Below are 16415 nucleotides of genomic sequence, written 5' to 3'. Positions count from 1 at the left end.
TTTTATATTTTAACTATTCGTTAATAGCTGCAATACCAGGTAGTACCAATCCTTCAAGGCTTTCAAGCATCGCTCCACCACCGGTAGAAACATAACTTACTTTATGCTCAAAACCAAATTGTTTTACAGCAGCTACCGAGTCGCCACCTCCTACAAGTGAGAAAGCACCTTTTTTAGTAGCTTCAGCCACGTAATCACCTACGGCAATGGTACCTTTTGCGAAGTTAGGCATTTCAAATACTCCGATAGGACCATTCCACAAAATAGTTTTTGATTTAAGCAATACCGATTTGATGTTTTCAAGAGTCTTAGGTCCTGCGTCCAATCCTTCCCAACCATCGGGAATAGCATTTACAGGTACTACTTGTGTTTTGGCGTTGTTATCGAAAGCGTCAGCAGCTACTACGTCTATAGGCAAGTGTACTTCTACTCCTTTAGCTTTGGCTTTGGCAAGGATATCAAGTGCAAGGTCAAGTTTATCATCTTCGCAGATAGAACTACCTACTTTTCCGCCTTGTGCTTTGATGAAAGTATAAGCCATACCCCCACCTATGATAAGGTGGTTCACTTTATCTAAGATATTTTCGATAATAGTGATTTTAGAAGAAACTTTTGAACCACCAAGGATAGCAGTTACAGGTTTTTCGCCGTTCTTCATCACTTTATCAATACTTTCAATCTCCTTAGCGAGGAGGTAACCAAAGCATTTGTGGTTAGGGAAGAATTTCGCTACAATAGTAGTCGAAGCGTGAGCGCGGTGAGCGGTACCAAAAGCGTCGTTCACATAGATATCGCCGAGTTTAGCAAGCTGTTTAGAGAATGCTTCATCTCCTTTTTCTTCTTCGTTATGAAAACGCAAGTTTTCAAGTAATACCACACTACCAGCAGGAGCAGCTGCTACCGCTTTTTCGGCTACTTCGCCTACGCAATCATCTACAAAAATCACTTTTTTACCTAATACTTTTTCCACTTCACTTACGATGTGACGCAAAGAATACTTGTCGTTGCGTTCCCCTTTGGGGCGACCTAAGTGGCTCATAAGTACTGCGGTTCCTCCATCTTTGAGGATTTTCTCGATAGTAGGTTTCGCAGCCTCAATACGAGTGTTATCAGTTACTTTAAAATTTTCGTCCAATGGCACATTAAAGTCCACGCGAATAAGGGCTTTCTTGCCCGCAAAATTAAAATTGTCTATGGTTTTCATATATCTAAAACTACAATAATTTTATTCAAGCCTCAAAGGTACAACAAAAAAGTGATATACACAAAACTTTTTGACAATAATTTTATTTCGCCCATTCCACCATCAAGTGCAATTTTTCAGATTACTTTCTGATAGAATAAATCTTTAGGTTTTTCAAAATCTAATACTTTTCTTGGTCTATTATTAATTTTATATTGATATTCTTTAATTTCTTTATCTGTAATATTTTTAAAATCAGTATTTTTAGGTATGTATTGCCGTACAAGACCATTGGTGTGTTCACTAAGACCTCGCTCCCAAGAACTATAAGGATGAGCAAAGAAAAATTGTAGGTTCAATTTCTTTTCAACTCGCTTAAAATCAGAAAATTCATTACCATTGTCAGCAGTAATTGTCTTTATATAGTTTTTGTAAGGCAAGGTCATATCTATAAGTTCATCTGCTAATGATTTAGCTTTCTTTCCTTCTTTTAACTTTTTCATAAATAACATTTTAGTAGTCATTTCAACCAATGTAAGTATCGCTCCTTTATTTCCTGCTCCTACAATTAAATCTATTTCCCAGTGTCCAAACTCTGTTTTCTGACTTATAACCTCAGGACGTTCTTCAATAGACTTTTTATCTTCTACTTTCTTTTTACAAGTGTACAATGCTCTACTTCTATGCTTAAGCTGATGACGAGTGTGTTTGTATAGTTCGCCTCCGTTTTCTTTGTCTTGGTGAATGAAATTATAGATAGTTGTTTTTCCAACCATTGGTATTCTATTTTTTTTACAATACCCTACAATTTGCTCAACAGACCACTGTTCTTCAGTGATATGCTTAATAACAAAAACTTTCATTTCTTTAGTAAATTTACGTTCTTTCCTAAAACGTTCTTTACGCTCTTCTGAGATTTCTTGAGCTACTTTTGGACTGTATTTTCCTGTCTTTGTTTTGTTTCTTGACAGCTCTCGACTGACGGTAGAGGGATTACACTCTGCATAAAGAGCAATATCTTTTTGTTTGATTCCGCTTGCTTTTAAAGCAGAAATTACCGACCTTTGCACCAAATTTAAATGCTTATATTCTTTCATTGTCATTTACAAAGAAAAGCATTTATTTTGAAAGAGAAAAGACTTTTATAGTTTTTTCTCTTTTTTTATTTTTCAGAGGGTTGCCCCTTAGAGGCAAAACCCTCTGAAAAATAAAAGTTTTACTAAAAATTACTACTTAAAATTGCAATTATTAGTGGAACTTACATTTCACCAATTGCCCTTAATGGTAGAATTGGCACACTGACAAATTGGCTAATTGCCAAATTATCTTTATCTTTGCGCCCTCAATTCAGAAACTCAAACCTCTATGGCTAAAGAAATAGACGAAAGTAAGCAAGGGCAAAGCCTTGTTTTACAAGCTGATAATAACAATTCTAAAAAACTATATATCGAGAGTTACGGTTGCCAAATGAACTTCTCCGACAGTGAAATTGTAGCTTCTATTCTCTCCAAAGCGGGATATAATACCACTGATACTGTTGATGAAGCCGATTTGGTACTTATCAACACCTGCTCAGTGCGCGAAAAGGCAGAACAGACTATTCGCAAGCGTTTGGAGCAGTTTAATGTGTACAAACGCAAGAAACCTGCTATGAAAGTGGGCGTATTGGGCTGTATGGCCGAAAGGGTAAAACACGCCTTCCTCGAAGAAGAAAAAATAGTGGATATGGTGGTAGGTCCTGATGCTTATAAGGATTTACCTAACCTACTTGAAGAAGTGGAAGAAGGTCGTGAAGCGGTAAATGTGATTCTCTCTAAGGACGAAACCTATGCCGATATTGCACCTATTCGTCTCAATAGCAACGGTGTAACAGCTTTTGTATCGATTACGCGCGGTTGTGACAATATGTGTACTTTCTGCATTGTACCTTTCACTCGCGGACGTGAACGCAGTCGCGACCCTTATTCTATCCTTAACGAAATCGCCGACCTCCAAGCGCGTGGTTTCAAAGAGGTTACCCTACTGGGGCAGAATGTGGATAGTTACCTTTGGTATGGAGGCGGGCTCAAAAAGGATTTCAGCAAAGCAAGTGAGATGCAACAAGCCACCGCTATCAACTTCGCTAAACTCCTCGATATGGTGGCAACAGCTCAGCCTGAAATGCGTATCCGCTTTTCTACCTCCAATCCGCAGGATATGACCCTCGATGTGATTGATACGATGGCAAAACACCCTAACATCTGCAAGTATATCCACCTGCCCGTACAGAGCGGTAGCAATCGCATCTTGAAAGCAATGAACCGCCTCCATACTCGCGAAGAATATTTCACGTTGATAGACAGCATACGCGAACGCATTCCTGAGTGTGCTATTTCGCAGGATATGATTGCTGGTTTCCCCACCGAAACTGAAGACGACCACCAAGATACGCTTTCGCTAATGGAATATGTAAAGTATGATTTTGGATTTATGTTTGCTTATTCGGAGCGTCCTGGTACATTAGCAGCACGCAAAATAGAAGATGATGTACCCGAAGAAGTGAAGAAACGCCGTCTTGCTGAGATTATCGACTTGCAACAAAAACACAGCTTGTACCGCACTCAAGCACAAATAAGCAAAACGGTAGAAGTGCTTATAGAGGGAAACTCTAAAAAATCGGATAAAGAGTGGATGGGGCGCAATAGTCAGAATACCGTAGTAGTATTCCCCAAAGAAGATTATAAAATAGGCGATTTTGTAATGGTAAAAATTACAGATTGTACTTCTACTACCCTAATAGGAAAAGCTATAAAAATTAGTAATGAAAGACAATAGAGAAAACAAAATAGGCTGTCCGGTTAAGGGACAGCCTATTTCTATTTATTGTTTCCGATAGGTAATCGTTACATTCAAAATATCATCAATGGTATAGCCTTTTTCTTTAAGAGTAGGGTCATAAGGTATTTGAGAGCGCAAAAAAGCTTTAAATTCATTGTCGTATTTAAAAATAAATTGTGTAGGGGTAATACTAACAATATCATAAGCTTTAAGAACCACTCCATTAGCCCCTTGTAAGCACAATTTGCTATTTTCTACAAAATATTTTACCGTGGCATTCTTTTTTTCACAATCATCTCCTTTAAGAGTGTGCTCCTCCGAGGTGAAAAATTCACCATAGAAAATGTACTTGTTTTCTTTGGCACACTGCATTTGTTTAGAAGTAATAATCTCAGTGAATAACTTACCATCAGGTAGCTTTGAATTTTCATAAACCCAAGTACCTTGTAATTCTTTAGGATGCTTAGTATCCTCATTGTCTTTTTTAGTGCACGCCGTGAAAGCTATCACAGAAAGTGCTATTAATAATATTCTTTTCATTAGAATAAAGTTTTAAATTCGGAACAAAAGTATAAAAGATTTTACTAATTAGCAATTTTTATTTTTACTCATTATCTGTCGCGCTACGAGCTAACTCTATAATCTCTAAGTTTTTAATCTCTCCTGCTTCTATCTCAAAACGAAGCATCGTACGCACGGTTTGCCAACCATAAAGACCAGCAGCTCCTGGGTTGAGGTGTAACAACTGAAACTGTTTATCGTATTGCACTTTTAGAATATGTGAATGCCCCGAGATGAAGAGTTTAGGAGGGCAGGTTAGGATTTCTTGTTTTGCCAACGGACTGTATTTATTAGGGTAACCGCCTATGTGTATCATCAGTACCTCCACGCCCTCACAAGCAAACCGATTTACTTCAGGGAACTGATGCCGTATCTCTATGCCATCGATATTACCATAAACCCCACGCAAAGGTTTTACGGCTTGCAACGCCTCTATCACTGCCAGGTTACCGAAATCGCCACAATGCCACACTTCGTCTGCCTCACTAGCGTAGTGCAATATACGATCGTCTATATACGAATGGGTATCGGAGAGAAGAAGGATTTTCATTGTACATCTAATTTATGATGTTGTTTACCCTGAATCTTATAGCAAGCGCGTTTGGCAGCAATCTCTTCAGCCTTTTTCTTAGACGTAGAACGCGCCCGAGTTACCGAAAAGCCTTGTACGTGCACTTTAGCAACGAAAAACTTAGTCTCAGAACAATCTTCTATATCTTCTTCAGCCTCAAAAGCAAAGTCTAATTTATGTTTTTGACACCATTCTATCAACAAACTCTTATGGCTAATAACCTTTCCTTCTAAATTCTTGATGTTGATATACGGCAAAATGAGCTCACGCTCAATGAACTTAAAACAAGCCTTATAACCTCTGTCTAAATAAATTGCTCCTATAAGTGCCTCGAAGAGGTTACCAGTGATATTATTACCTAATTGTCTCGGAGTGAGTTTAGTGCGCAAGAAGTCCAAGAGCCTCATATCCTTACCGAGTTGATTGAGGTTACGGCGCTCTACGATTTTAGAGCGCATTTTGGTAAGATAGCCTTCATCTTGTTCAGGAGCATTAGTAAAAATATAGTCGGCTATCACAGCGCCAAGAATCGCATCACCCAGAAATTCAAGGCGCTCATAGCTCTTACGCGTCGCTTTTTGGAATTGGTAAGAAGGGTGTGTAAAAGCCTCGCTGTAATATGATAAGTTTTTAGGAGGGAATCCTAAAAGCTCTTTGATTTTAGTATAAAAAATCCCGTCTTTCTTCTTAGGAATAAGACGGGGAAAAGTTAATATTTTCTTTAAGCCGAACACTTATAATTTATATCTTTTTGAATAATAAGCACGCATTGTGTCCACCGAAACCAAAGGTGTTACTCATCGCTACTTTCACGTCGCGATGTTGCGCTTTGTTGAAGGTGAAGTTCAGGCGTTGATCTATTTTTTCATCGGGATGTTCAAAGTTGATAGTAGGAGGAACGATGCTGTGTTTGATAGCGAGAATAGACGCTACTGCTTCTATTGCTCCCGCAGCTCCGAGCAAGTGCCCAGTCATCGATTTGGTAGAGTTAATATTGATATCGTAAGCGTGCTCACCAAATACATCTAATACTGCCTTAGATTCAGCGATGTCTCCTAATGGAGTAGAGGTACCGTGCATATTGATAGCATCTACTTCGTTCACTGATACTCCTGCGTCTTTAAGACAGTTAATCATCACGTTTTTAGCACCAAGCCCTTCAGGGTGAGGCGCCGTCATATGGTAAGCATCAGCAGAGAGACCTCCTCCTGCCAATTCGCAGTAGATAGTAGCTCCACGAGCCACTGCGTGATTGTACTCTTCAAGCACTACCGCTCCTGCTCCTTCGCCTAATACAAAACCATCGCGATTGGCATCAAACGGACGAGAAGCTTTGGCAGGGTCTTCATTGAAAGTAGAAAGGGCGTGCAAGGCGTTGAAACCACCGATTCCTGCAATAGTAACCGCTGCTTCCGAACCACCTGATACCATCATATCAGCATAGCCAAAACGAATGTAGTTTAACGCATCTATCATAGCATTAGCTGCAGAGGCACACGCTGAGACTGTAGTGAAGTTAGGACCCCTAAAACCATAGCGTATAGAAATCACACCTGCTGCGATATCAGCTATCATTTTAGGTATAAAGAATGGATTAAAGCGTGGCGTACCATCGCCTTCGTTGAAGTTAATTACCTCATTTTGGAAAGTTTCTAACCCCCCAATACCTGAGCCCCAAATTACCCCTATGCGGTCTTTATCTAGTGTATCCATATCAAGATGAGCATCTTTTACGGCTTCATCAGCAACCACTAAGGCATATTGAGCAAATTTATCGAGCTTACGTGCTTCTTTTTTGTCTATAAAATCCTCGACATTAAAGTTCTTTACTTCGCAAGCAAACTTTGTTTTAAACTTTGAAGCATCGAAATGGGTAATAGGCGCAGCACCGCTCTTGCCGGCTACGAGTCCTTCCCAAAACTCTTGGGCGGTATTACCTATAGGGGTAAGAGCCCCTATACCTGTAACTACAACACGTCTTTTCTCCATATTAGTTTCAACTTTTTAGCATTTAGGTTTAGAGCAAAAAGCATTAAGCAGTAAGCTACCAAGTATATACGTTGATAGCCTACTGCCTATGAGCCAATTATTGTTTAGCGTCTTCAATATATTTGATTGCTTGACCTACAGTTGCAATGTTTTCAGCTTGGTCATCTGGAATTTGAATATCAAATTCTTTTTCAAACTCCATAATCAATTCAACAGTGTCTAATGAATCAGCTCCTAAGTCGTTAGTGAAGCTCGCTTCTGCGGTTACTTCATTTTCGTCTACGCCTAATTTATCAACGATAATGGCTTTAACTCTTGATGCAATGTCTGACATAATTTTCTTTTTTTATAATTTGATAATAATTACTGCCGGCAAAAGTAACACTTTTTTTTTGAAACACAATCTTTTTCGTACAAATATTCTTATTTTTTACTTTTAAAAAGTACAAACCTACTTATTATCATAGATTTATCATTTTATAAATATTCTACTTTTTACTTTGCTTTTTTCACTTTTTCACTATCACACTTATTCCATTTCCGCCAAATCCTACGGCATTAATTAATATATGTTCGAGTTTATCGGGTACAGATTCGGGACTACTGAGATAAGGTACTCCTTCAAAACGGTTATTCTGTAACATTCGTATTGCCATTGCGAGGTTCAGTGCTCCACTCGCCCCATAGGTATGTCCGTGTCGCCATTTATTATTGGTGAGTAAAGGTTTTTCTTCGCCAAATACAGCTTCTATGGCGTTGAGTTCAGCTTGGTCACCTTTGATAGTACCGGTACAATGGGTTACAATCACATCTATCTTAGGATTCCCAGCACTTGTCAAAGCACGATGCATAGCATCTTGCAAACACTGTCCGTTTTTAGAGAGCGATACGCTATGGGTGAGCTTTTCAGTGGCAAAGCCTATCCCTACGATATAAGCTAAGGCATTAGCACGCTCTCCTTTTTCTAAACAGAAACAACCTGCCCCCTCCCCTAACACCATAGTGCTTTGTTTTTTGCTCATATCCATTGCCCTGCAAGGATAAGGCAAGGGCAGACTACTGTATATTTTCAGAGCTTTCACTTGTGCAATAGTAAAAGGGGTAAGAGGTGCCTCGCTACCACCTACCAAGAAGCGGTCTTCCATACCACTTTCCAGCCACGCAATGGCATTGGCAACGCCGTGTAAAGCGGTAGAGCAAGTAATAGAATGTGAGAGCTCAAAACCCTCATTGCTCAAATCCTGTGCTACCCAAGTGCTGATATTGCCCAAAGTAGTAGTAGGCGAAGCTAAGGTTTGGCAACTGTCTTCTTTCAGAAAATGACTAAAATGCTTTTCAAACAACATTGTTGCTCCTCGCGACGACCCTATATTGATGCCAAAACGAACTCCTTGCCACCCTGCTTGTGCAACAGCTCTTCGTGCAGTATGTAAGGCATAAAGAACGGTGGGGTCTAAGGGCTCATAAGCAGAATTAGAAGCTCTGAGTTGTTCTATAAGTTTTTGGTCACGGTCAGAAAGTCGCCCTTGTGGAATATTATTGTAAAGAGAGAGTGCCTCAGCTGCGAGGGTACTCGCCCCTGTAATAGCTATTTTCATTTCCCGCTTGCTAATTGTTAATTATCAATTGACAATAGTTCTATATATTCTTTAATATGCTTCTTCGCTTGCCAGCCCAAGGCTTCTGTTTTTTGGGTAATAACTTCAGCAGTCATACGGTTACCTTTGCGCTCCGGTAGCATTTGTATCTCGCCTCCAAAAAGCTGAGCGATTTCTAAAACTGTATAAGTCTCCGGACTGCCAATACCATAGCCGTCGCCTTTACCTTTTTCACCTACCAAGAGTAAGCCCGCTACTATATCATCTATATGCGTAAAATTGCGCTGTTGAGTACCTGGGGCTACTACCGTGAGAGGCTCCCCTTTCTTCATCTTCTCTATAAAGAGTGCTATAAGCGTCGCATATTTCCCCGTGCCAACTTCTCCTTTGCCATAAACATTGTAGAAATACACAATAGCATAGTTGAGCCCATACCACATACCGTAGTTCTTGATAAGCTCTGTATTCGACGATTTGCTCCAAGCATACGGACTTTGGTCTTTCCCTAAACCCCCGTCACCAAACTTGGTGCTACTGCCCGCATATACGAGTTTAGCCCCGTGTTTTCTGCAGAACTCTAATACTTTCAGCGTACCTATTTTATTAAACAACAATACCTTGTCGATATCCTCAAAACTCTGTTCCACCCGTGAGTATTCACCTAAGTGATAAATAATATCAGGTGAAAAACTGATAAGCTCGAAGATATGTTCGGTACTTCCTTCGATATATTGCACCCCTTCTACGTGATTTTCACGCTTACCAGTGAAATAATTGTCTAACGAATAGACCTCGTTGTTAGGGTCTTTGGCAAGAGCTTCACAAAGGTTAGAACCTACAAATCCTGCCCCTCCGGTTACTAATATTTTCTTCATTTATCCTAATAATACAACCTTAGTTCAATATAATATTATCCCGATTTTACAATTGCTTTGCGTTACATTATGTAGGGGCGAAATAACCTTTCACCCTCATTTTATTTATTCTTACTTGTGAATTGCAAAATAAGACAACCAATGGCGTAACACACCACATCTGCCCACGAAAAGTGATTGCCTAAGAGGATATACCCCAAGCTTCCTCTCGTGAAGCCCAAATAAGTAGCCACACCCAAGTACTGCATCACTTCTACGGCTACCGCAAAGGCAAATATACCCCAGATAAGTTTATCTTTATGCTTCACTTTCACGAACGAAAGCACTAAGTAGTACAGCAATATCACCACCAGTACATCGCCTATATAGCCTCTGATAAAGCCCATACTGCTAAACACTGTCGCAATAAGCAGTTCTGCCCCTAACAGTGCCAACGCCCATATAAAGTACTTTTTGTTAAATGTTAGTTTCATATCACACTTACCTAGCTGTTGCTAGCTTTACCTCTTAGCTAAAACAAACTTTCTCCATTCAAATTCGTCGTCAAGGCTTCCGTCATAAAGTCTAAAAACGGGCGCATTGCCAAAAGTCCCTGCACTACTTTCTTATCAAAGTCCTTCGCTGTGGCTTCTTGTCGTGTATAGTCGTGTTTTAAGAGAAACTGCTTTTTGCGCAAATAGGCAATCATCGGGTCGTCTTTCTCAAAACCTTTGGGGGCAGTCTTCACCTCGTCCCCCCATAGTTTCCCGTCAAACTCTTTCTTTATCCCCTCACTATTCATCACCTTTTGGAAATCCTCAGCATTGAGAGAAATTTCCTGACGCATACGCAATAAATCTTCTTTGTTCGGGTCGAAAAAACCTCCTCCTATAAACGTCTCTTGCGGACTAATATGCACGTAATACCCACCGCGGTAATACGGTTGTTTGCGTTGTATATAGCAACCGAAGTGCGTCTTGTAAGGTGTTTTGTCTTTAGAAAAGCGCAAATCGCGATAGATACGGTATATTTTCAGTGGCGCAAGGGTATCGTGCTCAGCAAGCCCAGTATAAATATAATTGAAAAGCAATGTAGCTTCTAATTTAGCACATTCATAAGCCTCCTTATGAGCATCGAACCACTCTTTATTATTGTTTTTAGCAAGGTCTGTAAGAAAAGAAAAAATCATAATACTAATTACAAATGACAAATAACCAATAAGGATATCTTTGTTGTTAGAAGTGCAAAGATAGTAAATAATTGCAAATAGAAGACAATTAAATAACGATTTTCTAGTTTAGAGATTTTTACTAAAATTAAGAAATCATATAGTTTTCCCTTAAAATTTTTAAACTTATAAAAGTATGAAATTCAATGTTTTATATAGCCTTTGTATACCTATCTTCCAAGATTCGTATAAGCTTCCTATAAGCTTTCTATAAGCTAAGCATATCTACCCTATATATAAAAAGTCTTAAAATTTTCAGATTTTCACACTTACCCCCACTTTAAATGAAAGAGCATTCCCAAAAGCCACTTGTCCGTTGAGTCCTACGTTTTTGAAGATGAAATAGCGAAAACCTAAATGTGCATTCCACAATACAAAATTATGGGGGTGTTCTCTTCTAAATTTTTCAGGGATAGGATCGGAAGAGCTATCACAACCACCTGAACTATGTCCGTCAGGAGTATCGCTTTGCCAAAAACAATGCCCTATTGAAAGCCCTGTATACCAATCGGTAGTCATACGATGGTCAAAATGGAAGTCCACACTGAGCTCAGGTACGTAAGCAGTTTCGTACTTACTTTTAAGATTAAAACTCTGGTTAGAAAAGTTAGCTCCCACCGAGAAACGAGGCGTAGCCCCATAGTGTACCCCTCCGCCTATAATACCTCCTATAAACGAAGCACCTGTTTGCACATCGATAAATACATCGCCTTTGGTGTAGGCTTCTTGAGCACTTATTTGCAATGCAAAAAGCAATAGAATAAAGAGTAAAAACTTTCTCATATTGATTATTTTTTTACCCTTTGGCAAAGAACTCCCTGCCAAAGGGTTAAGGTTATTTCACTAAGATAAAATCGTTGTTTTTCACCCCGTTGATATACATTTCTTGAAAGTAAGCATATCCACATTTACCTATATATCCTAAAAACTCTATTTTATAAGTCTTAGCTTTATTTTTAAGATAAAGTGTTTCTATCTTTCCTGTATATAAAAATATTGCACTCTCAGTTGCTACTTCGGCATAATCTTTTTTTTTAGATTCATTAGTAAACAAGGTACGGTATTTCTTCTCAGTGTTATTCTCTGTAATTTGGTAAAAATACACATTTTCTTTATCAGCCTCTCCTTTGTCGTTTAAGAAATCTTGATATTCAGGAGCTGATTTAGCTATAAATAATTGAAAATTAGGAGGTGGAAGCATACATTCGTCTTGTATCTCTGAAGACTTCTCACAAGACAATAAACAAATAAATAATGATAAAAATAATATCCTTTTCATAATACTTATTTTATTACCCTTTTACAGAGAACTCCCTGCCAAAGGGCTAAAGTTATTTTGCTAAGTAATGATTTTCTACTTTTACACCGTCTACACGGATTTCATTTGTTATGGATACGCGACCACATTTTGTATCTTTCATATAACCATTTACTTCTAATTTATAGGTTTTGGTAGCATTTTGAAGGTAGAGCGTTTCTGTTTTGCCAGTATACACATCATTTTCAAACCAAAGCTGAGTTCCTATATGCAAATAGGTATTTCCTCGAGGGTCTGTTTCATAAAGGAATCCTATTGGATACTCTTTTTTTGTATTACCTACTTGTTTGTATAGGGCAATATGAGTAGAGTCAATATTTCCTCTTTCATTGATAAATTCCTTATGAACCTCAGAGTTTTTGTTTATCCACATACTAAAAGTAGGAGGTGGTGGAGAACATATATAATCTTCCTTATTTTCTTTACTTTCTTTACAAGCTATTAGAAGAAATAATGTTGTAAGGCATAATATTTTTTTCATATAAGGTTTGTTTTTTAGGATTACGCAACAAAGGTAGGGAAAAATTAGCAAATTAGCAAATTTGAGAATTAGAAAATTATAAGCTATTTATACGAGAAATGAAACCTTGTAGCTCTATACCACGACAATTGTTTGTAATAGTTGTTCAGCTTTTCATTCTTGCCAAACAAATAAACACTCAGTCCGTTGCAATCTGTCAGCGCAATATTAGCAAATCTCGGTGTGTGTCTTTCAACCTTACAGAGTTGTAGCCAAATAGATTCGATAGCCACACTGGCTTTGCTCTCCAAAAGCACTTGTTTGAGGTCAAACAAATACTTTTCGTTATTCCTACTGTATTGTTGCAAGTGGGTTAAGGATAACTCAGAAGTGTTGAGTTGTTTGCAGAAAGAAGCTAATGCCTCCAACTGCTCACTATCTACCAAAGTAACCGTAGCCGACTGTCGTGCACCCTCCAAAACATTGTAATAGTTGTAGTAAGCTTCGGTTGCTTTTTCTAATTGTAATTTCCCTATAAGGTAAGGCAATAGGTAATGATAAGGAAAACCATCGGCAAGAATTTCGGCAGGCGAAGCAATAAAGTAACGGGCAGAATGTCGTAATTCATAGAGCACCTCTACCGACCCCATAAAGCAAGCGTCAAAAAGGATATAATCAAAACGATAAGGACTTAAAACTTCCGCAAGGTCAGGAAGCTCCATAGCCCCCTCTCGCGGACTCATATCTTTCCCAAACGATTTTACCACCACCCCTGATTTGTTTTCGGTTTCTATATGATAACCTTCCGGCAACCAGGCATTGCCGTGCGACCAAAGCACAAGTCCTTTATAGTGATTGTCGCCTTTGTAATAGCCCAAAGCATCTCTCAACACATTGCTCATTACAGTTTTATCAGTTGAATTTTGTTCGGGGTAAGAAACGATGATTCTAGAGGCTATTATCTCGGTGGTATCGTGTACAATTTCTAAAAGTACAGGGTGTGAAGGCAAAGCGGTAGAAGTATTGCTATCGATATACAGCAAGAGTTTGTCTCTTCCGTTAGGCACAAACCCGCGTTCTATTTCGTTGAGGTCTTTTAAGGCATAGGGAGCGAGGTCGTTATCAGCAACCATATACACGAGTGTGATTTCGTGAGGAGGTAAAGGCTCAGGAGTTGGGCTATCTTTTTGGCAAGAAAGTAACCCCAAGCCAATAAGAAGCAAAGAGTAATAACGCATAGTTTATTTTTTAGTCTTGCACAAAGCCAGCGAAAGCCCCCGTTCCCCCGAAGGGGGACAAGCTGGAAGAACAATTGTAAATCATAACTTTAATATATTAAACTGATACAAAAATTAATGAACAATACTAATTTTTCCTTTTGGGCAAATATCGATTGTGAGTTCACTTTTACTGCCTTGTATTTGTACTGTGCTTTCCAATCGTAGGCGTGAAGCCGTGATGGCTACTACTTTATAGCTACCTTTAGGCAAAGTAAATACCTTAGAAACAGTATTGGGTGATAACTTTTCAGAAAAATGCTCAACTACCGAAACGGTTACTGCTTCAAAATAGCGATTTTGTACGTGCAGGGTATAGTTTTCGGGCTCTATAGTTTCTTTAGAGCAAGATAGGGCAATGACTGCCAATAGATATATAAGGTAACGCATAGAAAGAATTAAAAAAATACCCTCTGGCAGAGGACTCCCTGCCAAAGGGTTAAGGTTGTTATTTTGCTAAATAAGGCACTTCTATTTTAGTACCATCTACACGAATTTCATTAGTAACTGCATACTTTCCACATTCTGTATCCTTCATATAACCATTTACTTCTATTTTATAAGTTTTAGTAGCATTCTGCAAATAAAGTGTTTCTATTTTGCCCGTGTAAACATCGTTACTAAAAGGAAGAGTAACTGAAATGTATAAATAAGTCTTTTCTGCTTTGGTGGTTTCATAACTATTATATTCATACGCCTTTTTCTCTCCTTCAAGTAATTTATATAAGCTAATATTTGCTTTATCAATTTTTCCTTCTTCATTTATAAATTCCTTGTAAAGTTTAGAAGTTTTGTTGATAGCAAAGGTTAATTCAGGAAGAGGGAGAGAACACGCTCTTTCTTCATCTTTCTCTCGACAAGAAATGATACTAACAAATAATAATATTGTGAGATAAAATATACTTTTCATAATTATTTAATATTAAGGATTGTTTTAACTCTATATTGATAGTTACCTTTAACTCCTGATTTGTATGCGTTTGAAGGTTCTTTATCCCCATTAGTATCAAATATTCCCAAATTATACCAACCACTTCCGTGATAGGGACTTGAGCCATCTTTATATCCTCCCCAACCTAAATTGTAGTGTACTAAGCTAAATCCTTCTTCTCCCACGTGAAGAAAATCATCAGGGCTATCACAGGTTGTGTGCATTTCTACAGTTCTATATCTTTTCATATAACCATCAATAACCCACGCGTGACCAGAATATTTATAATGTGTTGTTTTAAATATCCACCACCCGGTTTTATATGTTTCTACAATATCACTACCTCCTATGTAGATAGGGTTCCTTTTTTTTATTTCTGAAATAACTTTTGGGACTTGGAAATTTTCCACATAAGCATCTTTATAACCCAATTGATGGAATGTATGGAGAGCTTTATCTACGTCTGAACTACTACCTTTGTCACAAGTGTATTTCATTTCTAACAAATCATTATCTCCCAAGTGAGCTAATAAATATTGAATGTCTTCTTTAGCAGTAGAGTTGTTCCATACATTATGACTATAAATATTAGAGAACATATCTCCACTATCTATTTTAGTCATATCATCCCAATGCATTTTTCGTCCTACAACGCTATCTGGTTTTTTGTGATAGGCTAATAGTTGTCCAACAGCAACAGATACACAACCTACAGGAGCCTTATTATTACCACACTGCATAGAGACCTTTTCATTATAATCATTTTCTTGACTCCAAAGAGTTTTCACTAAAGGTCCTATTACATCTGTTTTCCACTCTCCATAAATATAAATATCTTCTTTGTAGTGATCAGGTTCTATACAAAGGAAGTTTTTAAATTTTCTTCCTTTCCCTTCATCTGGTTCAAACTTACTCTTCACTCGTTTACCCTCTTTATCAAAGAGTCCTTGTGCTATTAGCTCTGCTTGTCGTTCTTTAGAAAGCTGTTTGAAAATGGCTTCTTCTGCCTCAGTAGCGAGTTTTTCTTTATTAGCTTCAAAGGCGGCACGCTGTTCCTCTATATATGCCTGCATATAGCTAAACAGTATTGCTTGTCCTGGGTTGCTAATAGTATCACCGAGATGTCCGTAGGAGTTGTAGGCTAATACACTAGGAATACGCCTATCAGCTGAGGTAATTACATAACCTTGGTTATTGGCAAAGTTTACAATGTAGACATCGGCTTGTTCGGGTTTTGCATTGCCTTTGGTAGGTACGTAAGGCTTACGAGTGTCGCCTTTTACTACCTCAACAGAGCCAATTTTTAGGGGAGCTTTGGTAACGATACCCTCTACTTCACGCATTTGCATTGCGGTAGCGAGAGCGGTTTCTTGGGCTTCCTCCGCCGAAATATGGGTTTGCCCTGTGAGAGCTACCCAACCTAAAAGTCCGTTGTCTGAAGCCTTCGTTTCAGTATTGGGTAATACTGAAATATCAGTGTCGGTTGCGAACGGGGCATCTGCCTCTTCGCGTTGGCAGGAAAAGAAGAGTCCTGTTACGATAAAAATAGATAAAAACTTTCTCATATAAGGTTTGTTTTTTTATTCGCGACAAAGATAATAAAAGAAATGGAAACTTCAAAACAAAGT

19 protein-coding genes are annotated in these 16415 nt (G+C 38.5%); 1 reads left to right on the top strand and 18 read right to left on the bottom strand.

Annotation, left to right across the window (positions count from 1 at the left end):
* Positions 1-13: 13 nt before the first annotated feature.
* Together HW278_RS08635 and HW278_RS08630 are read right to left on the bottom strand one after the other, a co-directional pair.
* On the bottom strand, positions 14-1204 hold the full coding sequence (locus tag HW278_RS08635) for a phosphoglycerate kinase (RefSeq protein WP_002675311.1): 1191 nt from the start codon (positions 1202-1204) through the stop codon (positions 14-16).
* Between the two features lie 116 nt (positions 1205-1320).
* Positions 1321-2280, bottom strand: a complete 960-nt coding sequence (locus HW278_RS08630; protein ID WP_255493530.1) for an IS30 family transposase — start codon at positions 2278-2280, stop codon at positions 1321-1323.
* 268 nt (positions 2281-2548) lie between these two features.
* Here HW278_RS08630 and miaB point away from each other — a divergent pair, with 268 nt between their 5' ends.
* Positions 2549-3997 carry a tRNA (N6-isopentenyl adenosine(37)-C2)-methylthiotransferase MiaB gene (gene miaB, locus HW278_RS08625; RefSeq protein WP_178977562.1) on the top strand — a complete coding sequence of 483 codons (1449 nt, stop codon included), beginning with the start codon at positions 2549-2551 and terminating at the stop codon, positions 3995-3997.
* A gap of 45 nt (positions 3998-4042) precedes the next feature.
* Here the strand turns inward: miaB and HW278_RS08620 are convergent, their stop codons facing one another.
* The 16 genes from HW278_RS08620 to HW278_RS08545 form a co-directional block, all read right to left on the bottom strand.
* Positions 4043-4540 (bottom strand): hypothetical protein, encoded by a 498-nt coding sequence (locus HW278_RS08620; protein ID WP_106095862.1) that lies wholly within the window; start codon positions 4538-4540, stop codon positions 4043-4045.
* Between the two features lie 64 nt (positions 4541-4604).
* On the bottom strand, positions 4605-5111 hold the full coding sequence (locus HW278_RS08615; protein WP_178977561.1) for a metallophosphoesterase family protein: 507 nt from the start codon (positions 5109-5111) through the stop codon (positions 4605-4607).
* Positions 5108-5866: a ribonuclease III gene (rnc, locus tag HW278_RS08610; protein WP_009417665.1), complete on the bottom strand. Its 759-nt coding sequence runs from the start codon at positions 5864-5866 to the stop codon at positions 5108-5110. Before rnc ends, HW278_RS08615 begins: the two co-directional genes overlap by 4 nt.
* A gap of 7 nt (positions 5867-5873) precedes the next feature.
* Positions 5874-7121, bottom strand: a complete 1248-nt coding sequence (fabF, locus tag HW278_RS08605; RefSeq protein ID WP_009417598.1) for a beta-ketoacyl-ACP synthase II — start codon at positions 7119-7121, stop codon at positions 5874-5876.
* Between the two features lie 97 nt (positions 7122-7218).
* Positions 7219-7455 carry an acyl carrier protein gene (locus tag HW278_RS08600; protein ID WP_002675303.1) on the bottom strand — a complete coding sequence of 79 codons (237 nt, stop codon included), beginning with the start codon at positions 7453-7455 and terminating at the stop codon, positions 7219-7221.
* A gap of 175 nt (positions 7456-7630) precedes the next feature.
* Entirely contained in the window at positions 7631-8719 is a 1089-nt protein-coding gene (locus HW278_RS08595; protein ID WP_048746930.1) for a beta-ketoacyl synthase N-terminal-like domain-containing protein, read from the bottom strand.
* A gap of 17 nt (positions 8720-8736) precedes the next feature.
* Entirely contained in the window at positions 8737-9594 is an 858-nt protein-coding gene (locus HW278_RS08590; RefSeq protein ID WP_048746932.1) for an NAD-dependent epimerase/dehydratase family protein, read from the bottom strand.
* Positions 9595-9695: 101 nt separating this feature from the next.
* Entirely contained in the window at positions 9696-10067 is a 372-nt protein-coding gene (locus tag HW278_RS08585) for a DUF2809 domain-containing protein (RefSeq protein ID WP_009417662.1), read from the bottom strand.
* A gap of 38 nt (positions 10068-10105) precedes the next feature.
* Complete coding sequence (locus HW278_RS08580; RefSeq protein WP_178977560.1) at positions 10106-10762, bottom strand: DUF2461 domain-containing protein; 657 nt, start codon at positions 10760-10762, stop codon at positions 10106-10108.
* 294 nt (positions 10763-11056) lie between these two features.
* Positions 11057-11584 (bottom strand): hypothetical protein, encoded by a 528-nt coding sequence (locus HW278_RS08575; RefSeq protein ID WP_178977559.1) that lies wholly within the window; start codon positions 11582-11584, stop codon positions 11057-11059.
* 52 nt (positions 11585-11636) lie between these two features.
* Positions 11637-12080, bottom strand: a complete 444-nt coding sequence (locus HW278_RS08570) for a hypothetical protein (protein ID WP_048746941.1) — start codon at positions 12078-12080, stop codon at positions 11637-11639.
* Between the two features lie 52 nt (positions 12081-12132).
* Positions 12133-12600, bottom strand: coding sequence for a hypothetical protein (locus HW278_RS08565; protein WP_048746943.1), 468 nt, complete (start codon positions 12598-12600; stop codon positions 12133-12135).
* Positions 12601-12683: 83 nt separating this feature from the next.
* Positions 12684-13817, bottom strand: coding sequence for a clostripain-related cysteine peptidase (locus tag HW278_RS08560; RefSeq protein ID WP_178977558.1), 1134 nt, complete (start codon positions 13815-13817; stop codon positions 12684-12686).
* Between the two features lie 114 nt (positions 13818-13931).
* The gene (locus HW278_RS08555) at positions 13932-14246 is read right to left on the bottom strand and encodes a hypothetical protein (protein ID WP_178977557.1); all 315 of its coding nucleotides are present in this window, start codon (positions 14244-14246) and stop codon (positions 13932-13934) included.
* 58 nt (positions 14247-14304) lie between these two features.
* On the bottom strand, positions 14305-14766 hold the full coding sequence (locus tag HW278_RS08550) for a hypothetical protein (RefSeq protein ID WP_178977556.1): 462 nt from the start codon (positions 14764-14766) through the stop codon (positions 14305-14307).
* A 2-nt stretch (positions 14767-14768) separates the two neighbouring features.
* Positions 14769-16352 (bottom strand): C10 family peptidase, encoded by a 1584-nt coding sequence (locus HW278_RS08545; protein WP_178977555.1) that lies wholly within the window; start codon positions 16350-16352, stop codon positions 14769-14771.
* Between the last annotated feature and the right edge of the window lie 63 nt (positions 16353-16415).

It is taken from the genome of Capnocytophaga sp. oral taxon 902 (genome assembly GCF_013394735.1).
In the GTDB taxonomy this organism is placed as follows: Bacteria; Bacteroidota; Bacteroidia; order Flavobacteriales; family Flavobacteriaceae; genus Capnocytophaga; species Capnocytophaga ochracea.
The sequence above is the reverse complement of the archived record's forward strand: the minus strand, read 5'-3'. Positions and strand labels throughout refer to the sequence as shown.